Consider the following 20,801-nt stretch of genomic DNA (forward strand, 5'->3'; position numbering starts at 1 on the left):
GCTAGGGGGTGGCGGGGCGGACGGTGCCGGTGACCTCGCCGAAGCCGATGCGGCTGCCGCCCGGACCCGGTGCCGTCGCCGTGATCGTCACCTCGTCGCCGTCCAGGAGGAACGTGCGCTCCTCGCCCTTGACCGTCACGGGCTCGCGGCCGCCCCAGCTCAGCTCGATGAACGCGCCGCGCTGGTGCTTCTCCGGCCCGGAGATCGTGCCGGAGGCGAACAGGTCGCCCGTGCGAGCCGAAGCTCCGTTCACCGTGAGGTGCGCGAGCATCTGGGCCGGTGACCAGTACATCTCCCGGTACGGCGGGCGCGAGACCACCTCGCCGTTCCACTCCACGGCGAAGTCGATGTCGAGCCCCCAGTCGTCCTTGCCGCGCAGGTAGGGCAGGGGAGCCGGGTCCTGGCCGGGCAGCGGGACGCGCGCGGCCTCGAGCGCGGGCAGCGGCACGACCCACGGCGAGATCGACGTCGCGAAGCTCTTGCCCAGGTGCGGGCCGAGCGGCACGTACTCCCAGGCCTGCAGGTCGCGGGCGGACCAGTCGTTGACGAGCACGGCGCCGAACACGTGCTCGGCGAAGTCGTCGACGCCGATCCGGCCACCCAGCGGCGAGCCGGTGCCGACGACGAAGCCGAGCTCCGCCTCGATGTCGAGCCGACGGCTCGGGCCGTAGGTGGGCGCATCCTCGTCGGGCGCCTTGCGCTGGCCGCACGGGCGGACGATGTCGGTACCCGACACGACGACGGTGCCCGCCCGGCCGTGGTAGCCGACGGGCAGGTGCTTCCAGTTGGGCAGCAACGGTTCGGCGTCCGGGCGGAACAGGCGCCCGAGGTTCGACGCGTGGTGTTCGGAGGCGTAGAAGTCGACGTAGTCGGCGACCTCGAACGGCAGGTGCAGCACGACGTCGCCGAGCGCGTGCACCGCCGCTTCGAGGACGTCGCCGGTCAGCAGTTCGCGCAGCTGGGTCCGTACCCGCGTCCACCGTTCCCGGCCCTGGGCGAGGAACGGGTTGAGCGTCGGGGCCGCGAAGACGTCGTCGCGCAGCAGCTCGGCGAGGTCGACGACGGTGTCGCCGACCCGCACGCCCACCCGCTTTTGGCTGTCCGAGGCGGAAAAGACGCCGTAGGGCAGGTTGTCGAGCCCGAACGGCGAACCGTCCGGGATGGTGATGGTGCTCACTCGCTTTCCTCCGGTGCGGTGACGATGCCCAGGCCGACCAGCTCGGTCAGCGGGTCGGTGATGCTGCAGGTGCCGAACGAGGTGAACGCCGCCCGCGCGCCGGTGACGTTCTCGGTGACCAGCCCGGCGACGGTCGCGCCGTCCCGTTCGGCCAAAACCTCGATGGCGTCCTTTGTGGACGAACCGGTGCGGAGCAGGTCCGTCGCCAGCAACACGTTGAGGAACCCGTGCTGCTCGAACCCGGTCTCCGGGTCGGTGTTGCGCAAGGCGTGGTGCAGCCCGGCGGTCGCCTTGAACGGCACCCCGGCGGCGACGACGGCGGCGATGCCGTCGGCCAGCTCGGCCTCGTCGGGGTACAGCTCGGCGCGCACCCCGCCGGTGCGGAACTTGGCCCGGTAGCGGCCGGGCAGCCGGTCGAGCACGGCGTCCCGGCGGTCGTCGCGGGGGACCTCCACGTAGACGTCGAGGCCGGTGACGTCGTCGAGCTGCGCGAAGAAGGCATCGACGGCCATGCCGACGGGCAGGGCGACCTCGATCGACCGCAGCTCGACCGGCAGCCGTGCGGCGGCGGCGCGGACGTCGGACACCTGCGCGGGCCCTTCCGGGAAGGTGACGGAGAGCGGTAGTGGGGTGCCATCGTCGGGGAGGAGCGGATCGAGGCCGGGCACCGCGGCGGCGGCGAGCACGAGTGGGCCGACCAGCTCGGCGTACCAGGCGCCGGCGCGGTCGCGGTAGGCGCCCACGGCATCGGGGAGCGGGGCGAGGCCGGGCGGGAAGACAGCGGCGTCATCGCACAACCCGGCCAGTACGGCGGGGATCGCGCTCATCGTGGCCTCCGTTCGGATCGGGTCCCGGGGTCGCCGGGAGCCTCGGTCGTCGGCCCGCTTCGCTGCGGGCGTCGGTGGGGTGGGCCGGGTGGGCCCGTCGCAGTATTCCACGCCGTGGGACCGGTCACCGGCTCGCCGGGAGGACGCCTTCCGGGCGGCGGGGCTGGGGCCGGTCGTACGCGGCCGCGCTCCTTTCGGGCGGTGGCGGCGTTGCGGTTCGGCCCGCTGCCGGGGATCGGCCGCCTGGTCGCCGGGAGGATGCCATGGCGCTGCTCCGGGCGGTGCCGGTGGCGCGTGCGGGCGGGGACCGGTCGGCCCGTGCGCGTACCGGGCGATGCTCGAGCCCCGCGCGCACCGGGCGGCGCTGACCGCCAAACAAGCGGGAGAACCTGATCACGGGCGCGGAGCTGAACGGAACGGTCCCGATGTGGAAGTGGATCGGCGACGACGTTCACCTAGTGACGCGGCCCGGTCCCGGCGGCGGCCCCGAGCAGGACCGCCACCGGGGACCGGTCAGGAGCGGCGCGTGCGGCCCAGGCGGTGACGACGTCCGGCGTTGCGTTCGTCGTGCAGTTCCTTCAACGAGCGCATCATCGCGTCTTCCTGCTGCATCAGCGGGTCGTGGCGCAGGTCCTTCCAGACCGACACGCACAGCCCGACCATCACGAACAGGAACGGTACCGCGATCAGGATCGTCAGGTTCTGCAGCCCGGTGAGCGCCTCGTTGCCGCCGACCAGGAGCATCACCGCCGCGACCGCGCCCATCAGCACGCCCCAGAAGATCACCACGCTCTTCTTGGGGTGCACGCTGCCGCGCTGGGACAGCGTCCCCATCACCACCGAGGCCGCGTCCGCGCCGGAGACGAAGAAGATCGACACCAGCAGCATCACCAGGATCGCGATCGGCACGAACCACGGCAGGGTCTCCAGCAGCTCGAACGTCGCCGACTGCGCGCTGCCCGCGCCCGCGATGTCCGTGCCCGCGCGCTGCCTGCTGATCGCCGCGCCGCCGAAGATCGCGAACCACAGCAGGCTCACGATGCTCGGGATCGCGATGACGCCGAAGATGAACTGGCGGATCGTGCGCCCGCGCGAGATGCGGGCGATGAACATGCCCACGAACGGCGTCCACGAGATCCACCACGCCCAGTAGAAAACCGTCCAGCCGGACAGCCACGTCTGCATCTGCTCGCCGCCGGTCATGCCGGTGCGGCCGGACATCTCGGCGAACTCGCGGAAGTAGTCGCCGATCGCGCCGGGCACGATGTTGAGGATCAGCACCGTCGGCCCGACCACCAGCACGAACACCGCGAGCACCGCGGCCAGCACCATGTTGATGTTGGACAGCCACTGGATGCCCTTGGCCACCCCGGAAACCGCCGACGCGATGAACGCGATGGTGAGGATCGCGATGATCGCCACCAGCAGGCCCTTGCCCGGGTCGTCGATCCAGCCGACGGCGCCCATGCCGCCACCGACCTGCAGCGCGCCGAGGCCGAGCGAGGCGGCCGAACCGAACAGCGTCGCGAAGATCGCCATGACGTCGATCGCCTTGCCCAGCGGCCCTTCCGTGCGCCGGTTCCCCAGCAGCGGCGCGAACACCGAGCTGATCAGCTGGGTCCGGCCCTTGCGAAAGGTGCTGTAGGCGATCGCGAGGCCGACCACCGCGTAGATGGCCCACGGGTGCACGGTCCAGTGGAACAACGTCGTCGCCATCGCGGTGTGGACGGCTTCGTCGGAGTTCGGCGCCGCGGTCCCCGGCGGGGGGCTGGCCAGGTGCGAAACCGGTTCGTAGACACCGAAGAACATCAGCCCGATGCCCATCCCGGCGCTGAACATCATCGCGATCCACGACGACGTCCGGAACTCGGGCAGCTCCTTGTCCTGGCCCAGCGGGATCCGGCCGTAGCGGCTGATCGCCAGGCACACCGCGAAGAGGACGAACCCGCTCGCCGTCAGCACGAAAGCCCAGCCGCCGTACGGGATCACGGCGTCGTTCAGCACGGTCGAGGCGACGCTGGCCAGGCTCGCCGGGGAGAGCACACCCCAGACGATGATGGCGAGCGCGAGCACGGCCGCGACACCGAACACGACGCGGTCGGTGGCCGCGGGCCGGTCGGCCGCGACGTCGAGCGGAACGTGCTCGTCGGGCGAGTGCCCGGGACCCGTGGTGTCCGGTGCGTTGGCGACGTCCGTCGCGGCGGACACCACCGCCTCTTCTTCCGCTTGCCTGCCGTCCTGCGAAGTCATGGTCCAAGCGCGCGCCACCGGCGCGCGATCTCCTTCCACCCGGGTGACCTGGTTTCCTCCCGGCACCCTAACCAGAAACGGGACGAACGGCAGAAATTGCGGCAACTGACGTTTGAACCGTCGAGGGCGGCGTTGACCTGCGGAGACGCGCGGGGAGGTGGAATGTCGGCGGTGAACGTGTCGAGCGTGACACGGGCGAGCGGTCCGGCCACCCGCGTTCGCACGGGCTTCCGCCGCGAGGTCGTACGCTTCTCGGATGAGCTCGGCACCCACCACGGAGCACTCGATGGTCGAAACCCGGCACCAGACCCGGTTGCTCACCCTGCTCCGGGACGAGGGCCCGATGTCGCGGGTCGAGCTGGGGGAGCGGCTCGAACTGCCGCGCGCGCGGGTGGGCGCCGAGGTCGCCCGGCTCGACGAGGTCGGTCTCGTCGAAACCGCCGGGCCCTCGGCCAGCCGGGGCGGGCGGCGCTCGACGCTCGTGCGGCTGGCCGGTGACCTGCGGGTGCTCGCCGTGGACGTCGGTGCGACGTCGGTCGGGGTGGCCGTGACCGACGCCTCCTGCGAGGTCCTCGCGCACACCGTCGAAGACTGCGATGTCCGGCAGGGGCCGCACCCCGTGCTGCGGCGGGTCGCCGAACTCGCCGCGAAGGTCCGGGACGAGGCGCCCGGCCGGCTGGTCGCCGCCGGGATCGGGCTGCCCGGGCCGGTCAGCTTCGCCGAAGGGATGGCCGTCGCCCCGCCGATCATGCCCGGGTGGGACCGGTTCAACGTGCGGGACCACCTGGGCGGGCTCTGGGGCTGCCCGGTCGCCGTGGACAACGACGTCAACGCCATGGCGCTCGGCGAACGCCACGCCGGGGTCGCGCGCTCGACCGACGACCTGATGTTCGTCAAGATCGGCACCGGGATCGGCTGCGGGATCGTGCTCGGCGGCAAGGTCTACCGCGGCGTCGCGGGCACCGCCGGCGACATCGGGCACATCCGGCTCGACGACTTCGGCCCGACCTGCGCCTGCGGGGAGGTCGGCTGCCTGGAGGCCTACTTCGGCGGGGCCGCGCTGGCCCGCGACGGGCTCGCCCTCGCACGCAGTGGCCGCTCGGCCCACCTCGCCGAGGTGGCCGCCGAACGCGGGGTCGTCACCGCCCGCGACGTCGGCCGCGCCGCCGCGGCGGGCGACTTCGGCGCGGTCAACCTGATCCGGGACGGCGGGCGGCGACTCGGCCACGTCGTCGCGTCGCTGGTCAGCTTCCTCAACCCGGGGATGGTCGTGATCGGCGGCGGGGTGGCGCAGCTCGGCCACCAGCTGCTCGCCGAGGTGCGCAGCGCCGTGTACCGGCGCTCGCTGCCGCTGGCGACCGGGAACCTCCCGATCGTGCTCTCCGAGCTCGGCGACACGGCGGGCGTGATCGGGGCGGCCTGGTCCGCGACGGACCGCGCGTTCACCTTGAGCAGCTGACCGTGCCCGCGCAGTAGCGCGCGCTGAAGGGGACGTTCATGGCATGTGATGCGCTGAACGTCCCCTTCAGCGCATCACATGCCAGCAAAGTCCCCTTCAGCGCAGCGCTCGATTCGAGCAGACTTTCGTACGTTTCGATCGAAAGTCTGCACGGTTTCGCACGGCTATCCGGGTGAATACCGGACTAAACCCGCCTTCGTCACCTTGACGGGTGACCGTCGTCACCCTACTTTCGCTGCCTGAGTGACAAAGTGTGGTCGACACGCAGCACGATGGGGGCACTGTGGCCGGGACCGGGACGAGGCGAGCCGACCCGGCGAGCCCGCGCACGGCGAACCTGGCCGCGGTCCTGCGGGCCCTGCGCGCCGGACCGCTCTCGCGCACGCAGCTCGCCGCCCGCTGCGGGCTCGCCAAATCGGCCGTCCCCGGCCTGCTCACCGAACTCGCCGAACGCGGCCTGGTCCGCCCGGCCGGGGTGCTCCCGGGCAACGGACGGCCGAGCCGCCTGGTCGAGCTGGACGGCGAAGGCGTGCCCGCGCTCGCCCTGAGCATCGAGGCCGACCGGCTCTCGGCCGTGGTCACCGACCTGTCCGGCCGCGTACTGGCCGAGCACGCCGAGACCGTCGACGTCGCCGCGGCCGGGCTCCAGCGGAGCATGGACGAGCTCGCCCACCTCGCGAGACGGGTGCTGCCCGGTCCACCGGCCGGGGTCGCGGTCTCGGTGCCGGGACTGGTCGACTCGGCCGCCGCGGTGCTGCGGTTCGCCCCGGCCCTGCGCTGGCGCGACGCGGAGATCGCCGGGCTCATGGCGGCCCGGCTGGACGTCCCGGTCGACGCCGTCGCCGTGGACAACGAAGCCAACCTCGGGGCGCTGGCGGAAGCGGCCGCCGGGACCGGAAGCGAGCTGTTCTACCTCAGCGGCGGGACGGCCGTGGGCGGCGGGTTCGTCTCCGGCGGCACGATCCTGCGCGGCGCCCGCGGGTTCGCCGGCGAGGTCGGGCACATCGCCGTCGACCCGTCCGGCGAGCGGTGCGCCTGCGGCCGGACGGGCTGCCTGGAGACGAAGGCGAACCTGGCCGCCGTCCTGCGCGCGGCGGCGGCACCCGGCGACCCGCTGCACGACCCCGCCCTCGGCGTCGAAGGCCGGGTTTCGCAGCTGAAGGATCGCGTGCGGCGCGGCGACCAGCGCGCGGCGACGGCCGTGCACGAACTCGGCGTCGCGCTCGGTGTCGCACTGTCCACTGTGGTCGACGTGCTCGACCCGGACGTCGTCGTGCTCGGCGGTTCCTTCGCCGAGCTCGGCGACTGGCTGGTGGAGCCGATCCGCGTCGAGCTGGCCGCCCGGCCGCTCGGCCACGCCCGGGTCGTGCCCTCGGCGCTCGGCCTGCGCGCCCCGCTGCGCGGTGCGGCCCACCTGGCGGCCGAACGGCTCTTCGCCAACCCCGCGCTCGGCCGTGAGGAGGCCTCGGGATGACCCTGCTTTCCGTCCGCGGGATCGTGAAGACCTTCCCCGGCGTCCGCGCGCTCGACGGCGTCGACCTCGACGTCGAACCCGGCGAGGTGCACTGCCTGCTCGGGCAGAACGGCGCGGGCAAGTCGACGCTGATCAAGGTGCTCGCCGGCGCGCACCAGCCCGACGCGGGGGAGCTCACCTGGAACGGCGAGCCCGTGACGCTCGGCTCGCCGGTCGACGCGCTGCGGCTGGGCATCGCCACGATGTACCAGGAACTCGACCTCGTGCCCGGGCTTTCGGTGGCGGACAACATCTTCCTCGGCCACGAGCGCGCCCGCTTCGGCTTCACGCGCATCTCGCAGGCCCGCGACGAGGCCGCCCGGCTGATGGCCCGGCTCGGCCACCCGGACATCCGGCCGTCGACCGAGGTCGGCAAGCTGTCCGCGGCCGGGCAGCAGCTCGTGTCGATGGCCCGCGCGCTGGCCCACGACGCCCGGCTGCTGGTGATGGACGAACCGACCGCCGCGCTGGCCGGCGAGGAGGTCGACAACCTCTTCCGCATCGTCGGCGAGCTGACCGCCGACGGCGTCTCGGTCGTCTACATCTCGCACCGGCTCGAGGAACTGCGCCGGATCGGGCACCGGGTGACCGTGCTCAAGGACGGCCGGACCGTCGGGACCGGCCTCGACGCCCGCACCACCCCGACCGCCGACCTGGTCGCCCTGATGGCCGGGCGCAAGGTCGAGACGGTCTTCGGGCCGCGCCACGACGGTCACGCGAGGGCCACGACCGTGCTGGAGGTCGACCGGCTCGCCCGCGACGGCGAGTTCGAGGACGTGAGCTTCAGCGTCCGCGCCGGGGAGGTCGTCGGCATCGCCGGGCTGGTCGGGTCCGGCCGCAGCGAGCTGCTGGAGACGATCTTCGGCGCGCGCAAGGCCGACCGCGGCACCGTGACCGTGGCCGGGAAACCGCTCCGGCCGGGCAGCGTGCTCGCCGCCGTCAAGGCGGGGGTCGGCCTGGCGCCCGAGGAACGCAAGAGCCAGGGCCTGCTGCTGGACCTGCCGGTGGTGCACAACGTGACGCTGGCCAGCCTCGACCGCTACGCGAAGCTCGGCTTCAGGGAGCGCGCCAAGGAACTGGACGACGCGGGCGAGAGCCTGCGGCGCCTCGACCTGCGGCCCGCCGACCCGAGGCGGATCGTCCGGACGCTCTCGGGCGGCAACCAGCAGAAGGCCGTGCTCGCGCGGTGGCTGGTCCGTGGGTGCGAGGTGCTGCTGCTCGACGAGCCCACGCGCGGCGTCGACGTCGGCGCCCGCGCCGAGCTCTACCGGCTGATCGACGAGCTGGCCGCGAGCGGCGTCGCGATCGTGCTGGTGTCCAGCGAAATCCCCGAGGTGCTCGGGCTGTCCGACCGGGTGCTGGTGCTGCGCGAGGGCCGCGTCCTCGCCGACCGGCGCTCCGCCGGGCTGACCGAGGCCGAGGTGCTCGACGTGATTCTCGAGGGGAGCGCGGCATGACCGAAACGCAAGCACCACCACAGGAAGCGCTTCCCGCCGAACGGAAGCGGCGGTTCGCCTTCACCGCCGACCCGCGGCTGCTCGGCCTGGCCGGCGTGCTCGTCGTGCTGTGCCTGGTCGGCCAGTTCACCCGGCCCGAGCTGTTCTTCACCGAAAGCAACATCTCGACGATCCTGCGGCTGGCCGCGGCGATCGGCGTGGTCAGCGTCGGGATGACGTTCGTGATCATCAGCGGCGGGATCGACCTGTCCGTCGGCTCGATGGTCGGCCTGGCCGGGGTGTGGCTGACGACGTTGGCGACGCAGTCGTACGGCCCGTGGGTGATGGTCCTCTGCGGACTCGCGGTCGGCCTCGGCTGCGGGCTGATCAACGGCGTCCTCGTCGCCTACGGCAAGGTCGTGCCCTTCATCGCGACGCTGGCGATGTACGTCTCGGCCCGCGGGCTCGCCGAACGGATCAGCGGCCGGCGCACCCAGGTCGTCGCCGACCAGGACTTCCTCGCCTTCTTCCGCGGCGCCTTCCTCGGGATCCCGACGCTGATCTGGCTGTTCGCGCTGGTCTTCGCGGTCGGCTGGGTGGTGCTGAACCGCACCACGTTCGGCCGCCGGACGTACGCGGTCGGCGGCAACGCCGAGGCGTCGCGGCTGGCGGGCATCAACGTCAAGCGTCACCTCGCGCTCGTCTACGGCGTGGCCGGGCTGTGCTGCGGGATCGCCGCGCTGATGGTCGTCGCGCGGACGACGGCGGGCGCGTCGACCAACGGCATGTTCTACGAGCTCGACGCGATCGCGGCGGTGGTCATCGGCGGCACGCTGCTCACCGGCGGCCGCGGCTCGCTCATCGGCACCCTCGTCGGGGTGCTGATCTTCACCGTGCTGTCGAACATCTTCACGCTGAACAACCTGGACACCGACATCCAGAACATCGCCAAGGGCGTGATCATCGTGCTCGCCGTGCTCCTGCAGTTCCGGGGCCGCAAGATCAAGAACCAGTCAGCAAGGAGGTCGTCATGACCGGAGAACCGTTCCTCGGCCGCCGGGGATTCCTGTTCGGCGGGGCCGCGCTGGGGGCCGGTGCGCTGCTGGCCGGGTGCACGTCGAACACGCCGGCGAACTCGGAGTCGAACGCGCCGGTGGCCAACGCGGGCAACAACGCCCAGCCGGGCAAGCCGATCACCATCGGCTTCTCCGCGCCGGCCGCCGACCACGGCTGGATCGCCGCGATCACCAAGAACGCCAAGGCGCAGGCGCAGAAGTTCAGCGAGGTGAAGTTCAACGCCACCGAGGGCACCAACGACGTCAACCAGCAGATCTCCCAGGTGGAGACGCTGATCAACGCGAAGGTCGACGTCCTGGTCATCCTGCCCTTCGACGGCAAGGCGCTCACCGCGGTCGGCCAGCAGGCGATGGACGCGGGCATCCCGGTGATCAACCTCGACCGCGTCTTCGACACGCCACTGGCGTACCGAACGTGGATCGGCGGCGACAACTACCGGATGGGCGTCAACGCGGGCAACTACATCGCCGCGGAGCTCAAGAAGAAGAACGTCGCCAACCCGATCATCGGCGAGGTCGCCGGGATCGACTCGCTGCCGCTGACGCAGGAACGCAGCAAGGGGTTCTCGGACGCGCTGGGCCGCGCCGGGTTCAAGGTGGGCCCGCGGGTGTCGGCGCAGTTCACCTCGGAGTCGGGGGAGCAGCAGACGGCGAACCTGCTGCAGGGCGCGCCCAAGCTGGACGCGCTGTGGAACCACGACGACGACCAGGGCATCGGCGTCAACGCGGCGATCGACACCGCGGGCCGCAAGGAGTTCATCATGGTCGGCGGCGCCGGCTCGAAGAACATGATGAACCTGATCAAGGCGGACTCCTCGCCGATCAAGGCGACGGTGCTCTACAGCCCGTCGATGGCTTCGACGGCGGTCGCGCTGGCCCGGTTGCTGGGGCAGGGCAAGGGGATCGGCGACCTGGCCGAGCACGACATCCCGGCCGAGATCACGACGTATTCGGCGGTGGTCACGAAGGAGAACGTCGACCAGTACCTCGACGTCGGCTTCGACTCCTGACCCCGTCGTGAGTGTTTAGGGCGGTTCTAACCGCCCTAAACACTCACGACCACCACGGCACCGAAACCAAAGGAGGGGTATGAGCCCGGCACGGGAAACCATCGGGATCGGGATGGTGGGGCACGCGTTCATGGGTGCGGTGCATTCGCACGCCTGGCGCAGTGTCCACCGGTTCTTCGACTCGCCGCTGGTGCCGAGACTCGCCGTGCTCGGCGGCCGCGACGAGGCCCGGGCCAAGGCGGCGGCGGAGAAGTACGGCTGGGAGGACGTCGAGACGGACTGGCGGAAGCTGGTCGCGCGGGACGACGTCGGCCTGGTCGACGTCTGCACGCCGGGGGACAGCCACGCGGAGATCGCGATCGCCGCGCTGGAGGCCGGGAAGCACGTGTTGTGCGAAAAGCCCCTCGCCAATTCGGTCGCGGAGGCCGAGGCGATGGCCGAGGCGGCGCGGCGGGCCCGTGAACGCGGGGTACGGGCCATGGTCGCGTTCAACTATCGCCGGGTGCCCGCGCTCGCGCACGCCAGGAACCTGGTCGCGAGCGGGGCACTCGGTGAGATCCGGCACGTGCGGTCGGTGTACCTGCAGGACTGGCTGTCCGATCCCGAGGCGCCGATGACGTGGCGGTTGCGGAAGGAGTCCGCGGGTTCGGGGGCGCTGGGCGACCTGGGTGCGCACATCGTCGATGCCGCCCAGTTCGTCACCGGCGACTTGATCACGGGGGTCTCGGCGCTGACGAACACCTTCGTGAAGCAGCGGCCGTCCGAGAGCGGCGGGACGGACGAGGTGACGGTCGACGACACCGCGTTGTTCCTGGCGCGCTTGTCGTCGGGCGCGGTGGCGAGCTTCGAAGCCACCCGCTACGCCCTGGGCCGCAAGAACTCCATGCGGCTGGAGGTCAACGGGTCGAAGGCCAGCTTGGCGTTCGACTTCGAGTCGATGAACGAGCTGCAGTGGTACGAGGGCTCCGGCACCGAGGCGGGGTTCCGCCGGATCCTCGTCACCGAGCCGCAGCACCCCTACGTGAGCGCGTGGTGGCCGCCGGGCCACCTGCTCGGCTACGAGCACACGTTCACCCACGAGGTCGCCGACCTGCTGGAAGCCATCGGCGCGGGCACCGATCCCGCGCCGGGCTTCGACGACGGACTGCGGGTCCAGCGGGTGCTCGACGCCGTCGAGCGGAGCGCGGCCGCGGAAGCGAATTGGACGTCGGTGGAGGAGAAATGAGCCGTCCCGTCACGTTGTTCACCGGCCAGTGGGCCGACCTGCCGTTCACCGAGGTGTGCAAGCTCGCCTCGGAGTGGGGTTACGACGGCCTGGAAATCGCTTGCTCGGGTGACCACTTCGAGGTCGACCGGGCGCTGTCCGAAGAGGACTACGTGCCGGGGCGGCTGCGGCTGCTCGCCGAGCACGGACTCAAGGTGTGGGCGATCTCGAACCACCTCGTCGGGCAGGCCGTCTGCGACGACCCGATCGACGCCCGGCACCGGGCGATCCTCCCGTCGCGCATCTGGGGCGACGGCGAGCCCGAGGGCGTCCGGCAGCGCGCGGCGGCCGAAATGGCCGACACCGCGCGGGCGGCGGCGAAGCTCGGCGTCAACACCGTCATCGGCTTCACGGGGTCGAAGATCTGGAAGTACGTCGCGATGTTTCCGCCGGTCGCGCGCGATGACATCGATGACGGTTACGCGGACTTCGCCCGTCGGTGGAACCCGATCCTGGACGTCTTCGACGAGGTCGGCGTCCGGTTCGCGCACGAGGTCCACCCGTCGGAGATCGCCTACGACTACTGGACGACCAAGCGCGCGCTGGAAGCCGTCGACCACCGGCCGGCGTTCGGGCTGAACTGGGACCCGTCGCATTTCGTCTGGCAGGACCTCGACCCGGTCGGGTTCATCCTCGACTTCGCCGACCGGATCTACCACGTCGACTGCAAGGACACCCGCAAGCGCTTCGACGGCCGCAACGGGCGGCTCGGCTCGCACCTGGCCTGGGCGGATCCCCGCCGCGGCTGGGACTTCGTGTCCGTCGGCCACGGCGACGTCCCGTGGGAGGACTGCTTCCGGGCGCTGAACTCGATCGGCTACTCCGGCCCGATCTCGGTGGAGTGGGAAGACGCCGGAATGGACCGGCTCCGAGGCGCGGCGGAGGCGGTGAAGTACCTGCGCGAGCACCTGTTCGACCAGCCGTCGGCGGCTTTCGACGCGGCTTTCAGCAACCAGAGATGAGGGAGTTCCATGTGCGGTGAACGGCCAGAGCAGCACTCCCGACGAACGTTCCTGAACGTGGCGACAGCGGCCCTCACGGTGGGGGCGGCGGCGGTGGCCTTGCCCGGCACCGCGGCCGCTTCCCCGGCCCGCCGCCGCGTGCCGCTCGACAAGATCAGCATCCAGCTCTACTCCCTGCGTTCCCTGCTGCAGAACGATCCCGAAGGCACGCTGTCCGCGCTGGCCGACATCGGTTACCGCAAGGTGGAGCTGGCCGGGACGTACGGCCGCAGCGCGACCGAGTTCCGCGCCATCCTCGACCGGTGCCACCTCGAGGCGTCGTCCACGCACGTGGGCATCGACGGCGACCTGAACCAGACCATCGCCGACGCGAAGATCCTCGGCAACACCTCCGCCGTGGTGCCGTACGCGAATTTCGGCACCATCGCCGAGTGGGAGGCCTTCGCGGGCCGCATGAACACCGCCGCGGTCGCCTTCAAGAAGGCCGGGCTGAAGCTCGGCTACCACAACCACGACCACGAGTTCGCCCCGATCGGCGGCGTCGTGCCCTACGACGTGCTCACCGCGAAGACGGACAAGCGGCTCGTGCACCTGGAAATCGATCTGTTCTGGGCGGTGAACGGCGGCGCGGACCCGGTCGAGCTGTTCCGGCGCAACTACCCGCGCGTCAAGCAGTACCACGTGAAGGACCGGACCGCGGACGGGCAGATGGTCGACCCCGGCGCGGGTGTCATCAACTTCCCGCGCATCTTCGCCGCTTCCTGCCACACCATCGGCGAGTACATCGTCGAGCACGACCAGCCCGCCGATCCGCTGAACACCGCGAAGGTCGGGTTCGAGTACCTCCGCACCGTGCGTTTCTGAGCCCCGGGGGAGTCCACATGCGAGTGTCACGTCGGTCGATGCTGGCCGGAACCGCCGCGGGCGTGCTCGCGCCCGCCGTCGGGCTGGCCGCGACGGCCGGGACGGCGTCGGCGGCGGGCCTGACCCGCCGGATCACGATCTACGCCGAAGCACTGCCCAACGGCCTGTACGGCTACGGCCTCGAGCCGGGCAAGGCCACGATCCCGGGACCGCTGCTGGAGATCTACGAGGGCGACACCCTCGAGATCGAGCTGGTCAACACGACCGACCAGCGGCTGTCCATCCACCCGCACGGCGTCAACTACGACACGGCGTCCGACGGCGCCCCGCTCAACGCGTCGTTCAACAAGCCGTACGAGACCCGGACCTACACCTGGAAGACGCGCGCCCGCTACGACACCGGCAGCGGGTTCTGGATGCCGGGCAACGCCGGGTACTGGCATTACCACGACCACGCGATGGGCACCGACCACGGCACCGGCGGCCTCGCGCGCGGGCTCTACGGCGGGCTGATCGTGCGCAAGCGCGGCGACCTGCTGCCCAGCAGGCAGTACACCGTCGTGTTCAACGAGATGATGATCAACCACAAGATGGCCCCGGACACGCCGATCCTGGAAGCCAACCTGGGGGAGCGCGTCGAGTGGGTCTGCATCGGGTACGGCAGCCTGCCGCACACGTTCCACCTGCACGCCCACCGCTGGGCCGACACCCGCACCGGGATGCTCGACGGCGCCGCTGACAACGCTGCCATCGTCGACAACAAGAACCTCGACCCCGGCAGCTCGTTCGGGTTCCAGGTGATCGCCGGCGAGGGCGTCGGGCCGGGTGCGTGGATGTACCACTGCCACGTCCAGACCCACTCCGACGGCGGGATGGTGGGCCTGTTCCTGGTCCGCAACGCCGACGGCAGCCTCCCCGCGGGAGCGCAGGACGCGATCGACCGGTTCAAGCTGCACGACCATTCCGGGCACGACATGAACCCCGATGCCCGCACGCACGCTTAGGAGGGGAGCTATGAGAAAACGTTGGTTCGGCAGGCGCGGCGCGGTCGTGCTCGCCATCGGTTCGGTCCTGGCGGCCGGGGCTCCGCTGATGGCGATGCCCGTGGCCCAGGCCGCGCCCGCCGCGGTGAACGTGCCCGTCAACGTGCTGGTCTTCCACGGCGCGGCGGCGGATCAGAAGGACCCCGTGCTGCGCGCGGCGGACGCGATCGCGCGGCTCGGCACGGACAACGGCATCACCGTGACGGCGTCCTCGGACCCCGCCGTGTTCAGCACCGCCAACCTCGCGAAGTACCGCGGGGTCGTCTACCTGTCCGCGCAAGGCGTCACGCTCAACCGTGACCAGGAAGGCGCGCTGCAGGCCTACATGAAAGCGGGTGGCGGGTTCCTCGGCATCTCCGACGCCGCCCGCGCGCAGGACTCGTCCCAGTGGTTCACCGGCCTGATCGGCGCCCGCCCGGTCGGCGCCCGGCCGACGCCCGAAGCGGTGGCGTCGGTGACCGCGAGCGCGGAGAACCCGCCCAACGAGACCAAGGAAAAGCTGGCCGACAACAACGAGAACACCAAGTGGCTGACCTTCGCCACCACCGGCTGGGCGGCCTACAAGATGGCGGCGCCGGTCGCGGTCAGCAGCTACTCGCTGGTGTCGGCCAACGACTTCCCCGGCCGCGACCCGAAGAACTGGACCCTGCAGGGGTCCGCCGACGGGAGCACCTGGGTCGACCTGGACACGCGCACCAACGAGGTGTTCCAGGAACGGTTCCAGACCCGGACCTTCACCTTCGCCAACACGACGGTGTACCCGAACTACCGGCTGAACATCACCGCGAACTCGGGTGAGCCGCTCATCCAGCTCGCCGACCTCAAGCTGTTCAAGGACAGTTCGACGACCCCGCCGCCGCCCGAGCCGGCGCCGCAGCAGGCCGTGGTCGACGTCCTCGACGCGCAGCACCCGGCCACCGCCGGGCTGCCGCAGAACTGGACGCGCACCGACCGGTGGCTCAATTGGGAGACCAACCCGGTCGGCACCGTGCACACCGTCGCGCAGGTCGAGGAGAAGGGCTACAACCCCGGGGTCGGCGCGAACGGCGCGTTCCACCCGATCTCGTGGTGCCGCGACTACGACGGCGGCCGGTCCTTCTACACCGGCATGGGCCGCACCGAAGGGTCCTACGGCGAAGACCAGTTCCGGAACCACCTGCTCGGCGCGTTGCGCTGGACGACCGGCATGGTCCGCGGCGACTGCCAGGCCGGGATCGCCGCGAACTACAAGATCGAGCGGCTGACCGGCAAGAACGCGGCCGGGCAGCTCGACCAGATCGGCGAGCCGCACGGGCTGACCATCGCCCCGGACGGCAAGGTGTTCTACATCGGCAAGGCGGCCTGCCCGACCGGGCCGGTCGTGAGCTGGGACGACCCGAACGTCGGCCTCGGCTGCGGCACGATCCACCAGTGGGACCCGGTCACGAAGAAGCCCAAGCTGCTCACGACGTTGCGCGTGATGGGCAACCGGGGCAGCGGCGACGAACTCGTCAAGAACGAAGAGGGCCTGCTCGGCCTGACGCTGGACCCGAAGTTCAGCGAGAACGGCTGGATGTACGCCTACTGGATGCCGCACGAGTCGATCGACCGCGACAAGCGGATCGGCAAGCGGACGATCTCGCGGTTCACCTACGACCTGGCGAAGCAGACGCTCGACCAGGCCACCCGCAAGGACCTGCTGTCCTGGGACGTGCAGATCCACAGCTGCTGCCACGCCGGCGGCGGCATGGCGTTCGACAAGGACGGCAACCTCTACGTCGGGTCCGGGGACAACAACTCCTCGGGCGGCTCGAACGGCTACTCGGGCAACAACTGGACGCTCGACTACAAGGGTCTCTCGTTCCAGGACGCGCGCCGCACCGCGGGCAACACCAACGACCTGGGCGGCAAGATCCTGCGCATCCACCCGGAGCCGAACGGGACCTACACGATCCCGCAGGGGAACCTCTTCCCGAACGGGCCGGCCGACAAGACGCGCCCGGAGATCTACGTGATGGGCGTCCGCAACATCTCGCGCCTGCAGATCGACCCGGTGCACAACTGGATGACCGCGGGCTGGGTCGGCCCCGACGCGTCGTCGCCGAGCCCCGAACTGGGGCCGGCGAAGTACGAGACGGCGACCATCATCACCGAAGCCGGTAACCACGGCTGGCCGTACTGCATGGGCAACCGGCAGCCCTACCGCGACCGCAGCAGCACCAACGCGGCCGAGCTGACCGGCTGGTACGACTGCGACCACCCGGTCAACACCTCGCCGCGCAACACCGGCCTGGTGAACCTGCCGCCGATCAAGGACAACATGATCTGGTACTCGCCGGACGGCGGCGGGCCGGTGTTCCCGAAGCGACCGGGCTCGTCCATCCCGACGTACAACGCGGCGGACGCCGTCTACACCCAGCCGTACCTGCGCGGTGGCGGCCAGGCCGTGATGTCCGGGCCGACGTACCACCGTTCGCTGGTCAACACGAACAGCGGCGTCGCGTGGCCGGCGTACTGGGACAACAAGTGGTTCATCGGCGACGAGTCGAACTCGCAGAACCGGGTCGCGGTGACCGTCGACCCGGCGGGCGTGCCGACGCACCAGCCGCCGGTGTTCGCCGAGACGTTCCGGCAGATCATCCCGGGCGGCTCGGGCGACACCCGGGTGCAGAGCTGGATGGACGCCAAGTTCGGGCCGGACGGCGCGCTGTACGTCCTGGACTACGGCAACGGGTTCTTCTCCCTCGACGCCAACCAGAAGCTGCTGAAGATCAGCTACACGGGCGGCGCGGCGACCCCGGCTCCGGCGGCGTCGTCGACGATGGTGCAGAACAAGGCGCTGACGGCCGCGTTCACCGGGTCGAAGTCCGGCGGCGTGTCCTACCGCTGGGAGTTCGGCGACGGCTCGGTGTCCACCCAGGCCGACCCGCGGCACACCTACCCGCGCACCGGGCTCTACACCGCCAAGCTGACCGTGACCTACGCGAACGGCGAAGCGGTGACGACCCGGACGTCGGTGAACGTCGGCTGCGCGGTCGCGGATCCCAGTCCGGTGGTGACCTTGGGCGACGCCATCACCAAGGTGCCGAACCGCATCGCCGGCGGTGGCTGCACGGTCGACGACTTCATGGACGACGAAAACACGTGGAGCACGCACGCGGCGTTCGTCAACCACGTCGAGCAGGCCACCGAGACGCTCTCCGACCTCGGCGTCATCAACTCCGCCGAGTCCGCCGAACTGAACGCGGCCGCCGCGGCGTCCCCGATCGGCACGGCGGGGACCACCGGCTACGACGCGCTGTTCGACGGCACGGTCGCGTCGCTGCGCGGCTGGGAACAAGCGCCGTCGGGACAGTTCACGCTGCAACCCGACGGGTCGATCCGCTCGGCCGGCGGGCTGGGCATGCTCTGGTACGCCCAGCGGCAGTTCGGCGACTTCTCGGTGAAGGTGCAGTTCAAGGACATCGCCCCGGAGGGGTACCGGGCCAACAGCGGCGTGTTCGTCCGGTTCCCGGATCCGCGGACGCCGCTGGAGCAGCGGCCACCGGGCAGCTGCGGCACGGTCGGCTCGGCGCGGACGTCGCAGGCGTGGGTCGCGATCTACTGCGGCCACGAGATCCAGATCTACGACGGCGACACCGGTGAGCCGCAGAAGACCGGGTCGGTCTACAACTTCGACCCACGCCCGCTCGACCAGGCGGGTGCCCGGCCGAAGGCGACGTGGAACGAGTACGAGATCAAGGTCGTCGGGCAGCACTACACGATGATCCGCAACGGCGTGGTGATCAACGAGTTCGACAACACGCCGGGCCAGCAGTCGTCGCGCGCGGGTGACCCGCCGACCGACCTGCGGCAGTTCGTCAGCGGGTTCATCGGGCTGCAGAACCACAGCGACAACGACCTGATCGAGTTCCGCAACATCCGGGTGCGGCAGCTGTAGCGCGATGGGGGCCGGGCGCGCGCGTCCGGCCCCCATCTCTCCCAGGAAGGGTTCCCCGCGATGTCCCCACGACTGATCGCCGTGCTGCTGACGGCGTTCCTGGCGGTGCTCGGGCTGGCCACGCCCGCGGTGGCGGCGCCGGTCCAGACGCTGACCTGGACCGGGAACAACAGCACCACCGAATACGCGTCCGCGCCCACCGGCGCCCTGCCCGGCGAGACCACCATCGTCTTCGAGAACAGCGAAGCCACCGGCAACACGACGGGGATGTCGCACACCCTGACGTTCGACACGTCGACGCCGGGCTACAACCACGACGTCTCCCTGAACATCCTGGCCAACCCGTTCGACCCGCAGAACGGACGGCACGAAGCGGTCGTCACGCTCACGCCGGGCAAGTACCGCTACTTCTGCACGATCCCCGGCCACACGGCGATGGTGGGGGAGTTCGTCGTCTCCGACGGCGGCGGCGACACGACCGCGCCCGTGGTGACCGCCGCGGTGGCCGGTGATCGCGACTCTTCCGGCAACTACATCGAGTCGGCCACGGTTTCGCTTTCGGCCACCGACGCGGGATCCGGCGTGGCCTCGGTCGAGTACCAGCTCGACGGCGGCACGTGGACCACGTACTCGGCGCCGGTGGTGGTTTCCGCGGTGGGCATGCACATGCTGCACTACCGGGCGACCGACGTCGCCGGGAACACGTCCGAAGAAGGCATGGCGCACTTCACGATCGTCGAGGGCCAGGGCGACACCACCCCGCCGACGGTGACCGCTTCGATCGCGGGGGACAAGGACTCGTCGGGCAACTACCTCGACGTCGCCACGGTAACCCTGACGGCGACCGACGCCGATTCGGAGGTCCGGTCGGTCGAGTACCAATTGGACGGTGGCGCGTGGACACCGTATTCGGCGCCGGTCGCGGTGACCGGCGCGGGTGAGCACATGGTCCACTTCCGGGCGACCGACGCCGCCGGGAACACGTCACCGGAGGGGATGTCCCACTTCACGGTGGTCAAGCGCGACACGACGGCCCCGGCCGTGTCGGCTTCGGTGGCGGGCACGCAGGACGAGGACGGCAACTACGTCGGCAAGGCGGTCGTCACCGTGACGGCTTCGGACACGGGGTCGGGCGTCGCGGCGGTGGAGTACAAAGTGGACAGCGGAGCGTGGACCGCTTACGCCGCACCGGTTCCGGTGACGGCACCCGGCGCGCACACGGTGGGCTACCGCGCCCGTGACGTCGCGGGGAACGCGTCGGCCGAGGGGAGTGTGTCGTTCACGGTGGTCGCGGGCGGGGACACGACCGCGCCGTCCGTGACGATGCAGGTCACCGGCAAGCAAGACGGCAGCTGGAACTACGTCGGATCGGCGTCGGTGACGCTGACGGCGACCGACGCGGAGTCCGGCGTGGCCCTGGTCGAGTACAAAGTGGACAGCGCGGCCTGGGCCCGGTACACGGCACCGGTGGTGGTGTCCGCGCTCGGGGCGCACACGGTCCGCTTCCGGGCAGCGGACGTCGCCGGGAACGTCTCGGCGGAGGGAACGGGAGCGTTCACGGTGGTCGCGGCCGCCCCGCCACCGGACGCCTGCCCGGACTCCGACACCCGGGACACGGTGGTGATCGGCGGGATCGACAGCCAGGTCGAGAACATCGACATCGGCAACGGCTGCACGCTCAACGACGTCATCGACGAGGACGCGGAGTACGCGTCGCACGACCGGTTCGTGCAGCACGTGAAGGCGGTGACGCAGGAACTGGTGACGAACGGGGTGCTGTCCTCGGGCGACCGGAACCGCATCGTGACGGCGGCGATCGAGTCCGACATCGGCGGCGGCACGGCGGTCGTCGCCCGGCCGGAGATGAAGAAGCGGCTGTAGTCACGGGGGAAGCGGGCCGCGGCGCGTCGGGTGCGACGGCCGCGGCCTGCTTCGCGTCGGTGGGCGCGGCTCGGCCGGGCCGCACCGCCTGCTGGCTGCCGCTGGCCGGGGTCCGGGGGC

14 protein-coding genes are annotated in these 20,801 nt (G+C 70.9%); 11 read left to right on the top strand and 3 right to left on the bottom strand.

The window, feature by feature from the left end; all coding sequences use genetic code 11:
- Nucleotide 1: 1 nt before the first annotated feature.
- From fahA to QP939_RS35665, 3 genes are all read right to left on the bottom strand, one after another.
- Nucleotides 2–1,177 (bottom strand): fumarylacetoacetase, encoded by a 1,176-nt coding sequence (gene fahA / locus QP939_RS35655; protein WP_285450748.1) that lies wholly within the window; start codon nucleotides 1,175–1,177, stop codon nucleotides 2–4.
- Nucleotides 1,174–2,004 carry a hypothetical protein gene (locus QP939_RS35660; RefSeq protein ID WP_285450749.1) on the bottom strand — a complete coding sequence of 277 codons (831 nt, stop codon included), beginning with the start codon at nucleotides 2,002–2,004 and terminating at the stop codon, nucleotides 1,174–1,176. The genes fahA and QP939_RS35660 overlap by 4 nt, the downstream gene beginning before the upstream one ends.
- Nucleotides 2,005–2,517: 513 nt before the next feature.
- Nucleotides 2,518–4,254, bottom strand: a complete 1,737-nt coding sequence (locus QP939_RS35665) for a BCCT family transporter (protein ID WP_285450750.1) — start codon at nucleotides 4,252–4,254, stop codon at nucleotides 2,518–2,520.
- Nucleotides 4,255–4,510: 256 nt separating this feature from the next.
- Between QP939_RS35665 and QP939_RS35670 the strand changes: the two genes are divergently transcribed.
- The 11 genes from QP939_RS35670 (at nucleotide 4,511) to QP939_RS35720 (ending at nucleotide 20,681) form a co-directional block, all read left to right on the top strand.
- A complete protein-coding gene (locus QP939_RS35670; protein WP_285450751.1) occupies nucleotides 4,511–5,713 on the top strand; it encodes an ROK family transcriptional regulator in 1,203 nt (400 codons plus the stop codon).
- A gap of 283 nt (nucleotides 5,714–5,996) precedes the next feature.
- Nucleotides 5,997–7,187, top strand: a complete 1,191-nt coding sequence (locus QP939_RS35675; protein ID WP_285450753.1) for an ROK family protein — start codon at nucleotides 5,997–5,999, stop codon at nucleotides 7,185–7,187.
- On the top strand, nucleotides 7,184–8,683 hold the full coding sequence (locus tag QP939_RS35680; protein WP_285450754.1) for a sugar ABC transporter ATP-binding protein: 1,500 nt from the start codon (nucleotides 7,184–7,186) through the stop codon (nucleotides 8,681–8,683). The genes QP939_RS35675 and QP939_RS35680 overlap by 4 nt, the downstream gene beginning before the upstream one ends.
- A complete protein-coding gene (locus tag QP939_RS35685; protein WP_285450755.1) occupies nucleotides 8,680–9,696 on the top strand; it encodes an ABC transporter permease in 1,017 nt (338 codons plus the stop codon). The genes QP939_RS35680 and QP939_RS35685 overlap by 4 nt, the downstream gene beginning before the upstream one ends.
- Nucleotides 9,693–10,748, top strand: a complete 1,056-nt coding sequence (locus QP939_RS35690; protein WP_285450756.1) for a substrate-binding domain-containing protein — start codon at nucleotides 9,693–9,695, stop codon at nucleotides 10,746–10,748. Before QP939_RS35685 ends, QP939_RS35690 begins: the two co-directional genes overlap by 4 nt.
- A 79-nt stretch (nucleotides 10,749–10,827) precedes the next feature.
- Nucleotides 10,828–11,973, top strand: coding sequence for a Gfo/Idh/MocA family protein (locus QP939_RS35695; RefSeq protein WP_285450757.1), 1,146 nt, complete (start codon nucleotides 10,828–10,830; stop codon nucleotides 11,971–11,973).
- A complete protein-coding gene (locus QP939_RS35700; RefSeq protein ID WP_285450758.1) occupies nucleotides 11,970–12,974 on the top strand; it encodes a sugar phosphate isomerase/epimerase family protein in 1,005 nt (334 codons plus the stop codon). Before QP939_RS35695 ends, QP939_RS35700 begins: the two co-directional genes overlap by 4 nt.
- Before the next feature lie 9 nt (nucleotides 12,975–12,983).
- Nucleotides 12,984–13,838, top strand: coding sequence for a TIM barrel protein (locus QP939_RS35705; protein WP_285450759.1), 855 nt, complete (start codon nucleotides 12,984–12,986; stop codon nucleotides 13,836–13,838).
- 17 nt (nucleotides 13,839–13,855) lie between these two features.
- A complete protein-coding gene (locus QP939_RS35710; RefSeq protein ID WP_285450760.1) occupies nucleotides 13,856–14,842 on the top strand; it encodes a multicopper oxidase domain-containing protein in 987 nt (328 codons plus the stop codon).
- 10 nt (nucleotides 14,843–14,852) lie between these two features.
- Nucleotides 14,853–18,800: a ThuA domain-containing protein gene (locus QP939_RS35715; RefSeq protein ID WP_285450761.1), complete on the top strand. Its 3,948-nt coding sequence runs from the start codon at nucleotides 14,853–14,855 to the stop codon at nucleotides 18,798–18,800.
- Between the two features lie 60 nt (nucleotides 18,801–18,860).
- Complete coding sequence (locus QP939_RS35720) at nucleotides 18,861–20,681, top strand: OmpL47-type beta-barrel domain-containing protein (protein WP_285450762.1); 1,821 nt, start codon at nucleotides 18,861–18,863, stop codon at nucleotides 20,679–20,681.
- Nucleotides 20,682–20,801 lie beyond the last annotated feature (120 nt).

It is taken from the genome of Amycolatopsis nalaikhensis (assembly GCF_030264295.1).
GTDB lineage: Bacteria > Actinomycetota > Actinomycetes > Mycobacteriales > Pseudonocardiaceae > Amycolatopsis > Amycolatopsis nalaikhensis.

Coding starts and splice junctions, on each gene's coding strand:
- QP939_RS35715 (WP_285450761.1), top strand. CDS start 14,853: ATGAGAAAACGTTGGTTCGGCAGGCGCGGCGCGGTCGTGCTCGCCATC.
- QP939_RS35685 (WP_285450755.1), top strand. CDS start 8,680: ATGACCGAAACGCAAGCACCACCACAGGAAGCGCTTCCCGCCGAACGG.
- QP939_RS35665 (WP_285450750.1), bottom strand. CDS start 4,254: ATGACTTCGCAGGACGGCAGGCAAGCGGAAGAAGAGGCGGTGGTGTCC.
- QP939_RS35690 (WP_285450756.1), top strand. CDS start 9,693: ATGACCGGAGAACCGTTCCTCGGCCGCCGGGGATTCCTGTTCGGCGGG.
- QP939_RS35660 (WP_285450749.1), bottom strand. CDS start 2,004: ATGAGCGCGATCCCCGCCGTACTGGCCGGGTTGTGCGATGACGCCGCT.
- QP939_RS35670 (WP_285450751.1), top strand. CDS start 4,511: ATGAGCTCGGCACCCACCACGGAGCACTCGATGGTCGAAACCCGGCAC.
- QP939_RS35700 (WP_285450758.1), top strand. CDS start 11,970: ATGAGCCGTCCCGTCACGTTGTTCACCGGCCAGTGGGCCGACCTGCCG.
- QP939_RS35720 (WP_285450762.1), top strand. CDS start 18,861: ATGTCCCCACGACTGATCGCCGTGCTGCTGACGGCGTTCCTGGCGGTG.
- QP939_RS35695 (WP_285450757.1), top strand. CDS start 10,828: ATGAGCCCGGCACGGGAAACCATCGGGATCGGGATGGTGGGGCACGCG.
- QP939_RS35710 (WP_285450760.1), top strand. CDS start 13,856: ATGCGAGTGTCACGTCGGTCGATGCTGGCCGGAACCGCCGCGGGCGTG.
- QP939_RS35705 (WP_285450759.1), top strand. CDS start 12,984: ATGTGCGGTGAACGGCCAGAGCAGCACTCCCGACGAACGTTCCTGAAC.
- QP939_RS35680 (WP_285450754.1), top strand. CDS start 7,184: ATGACCCTGCTTTCCGTCCGCGGGATCGTGAAGACCTTCCCCGGCGTC.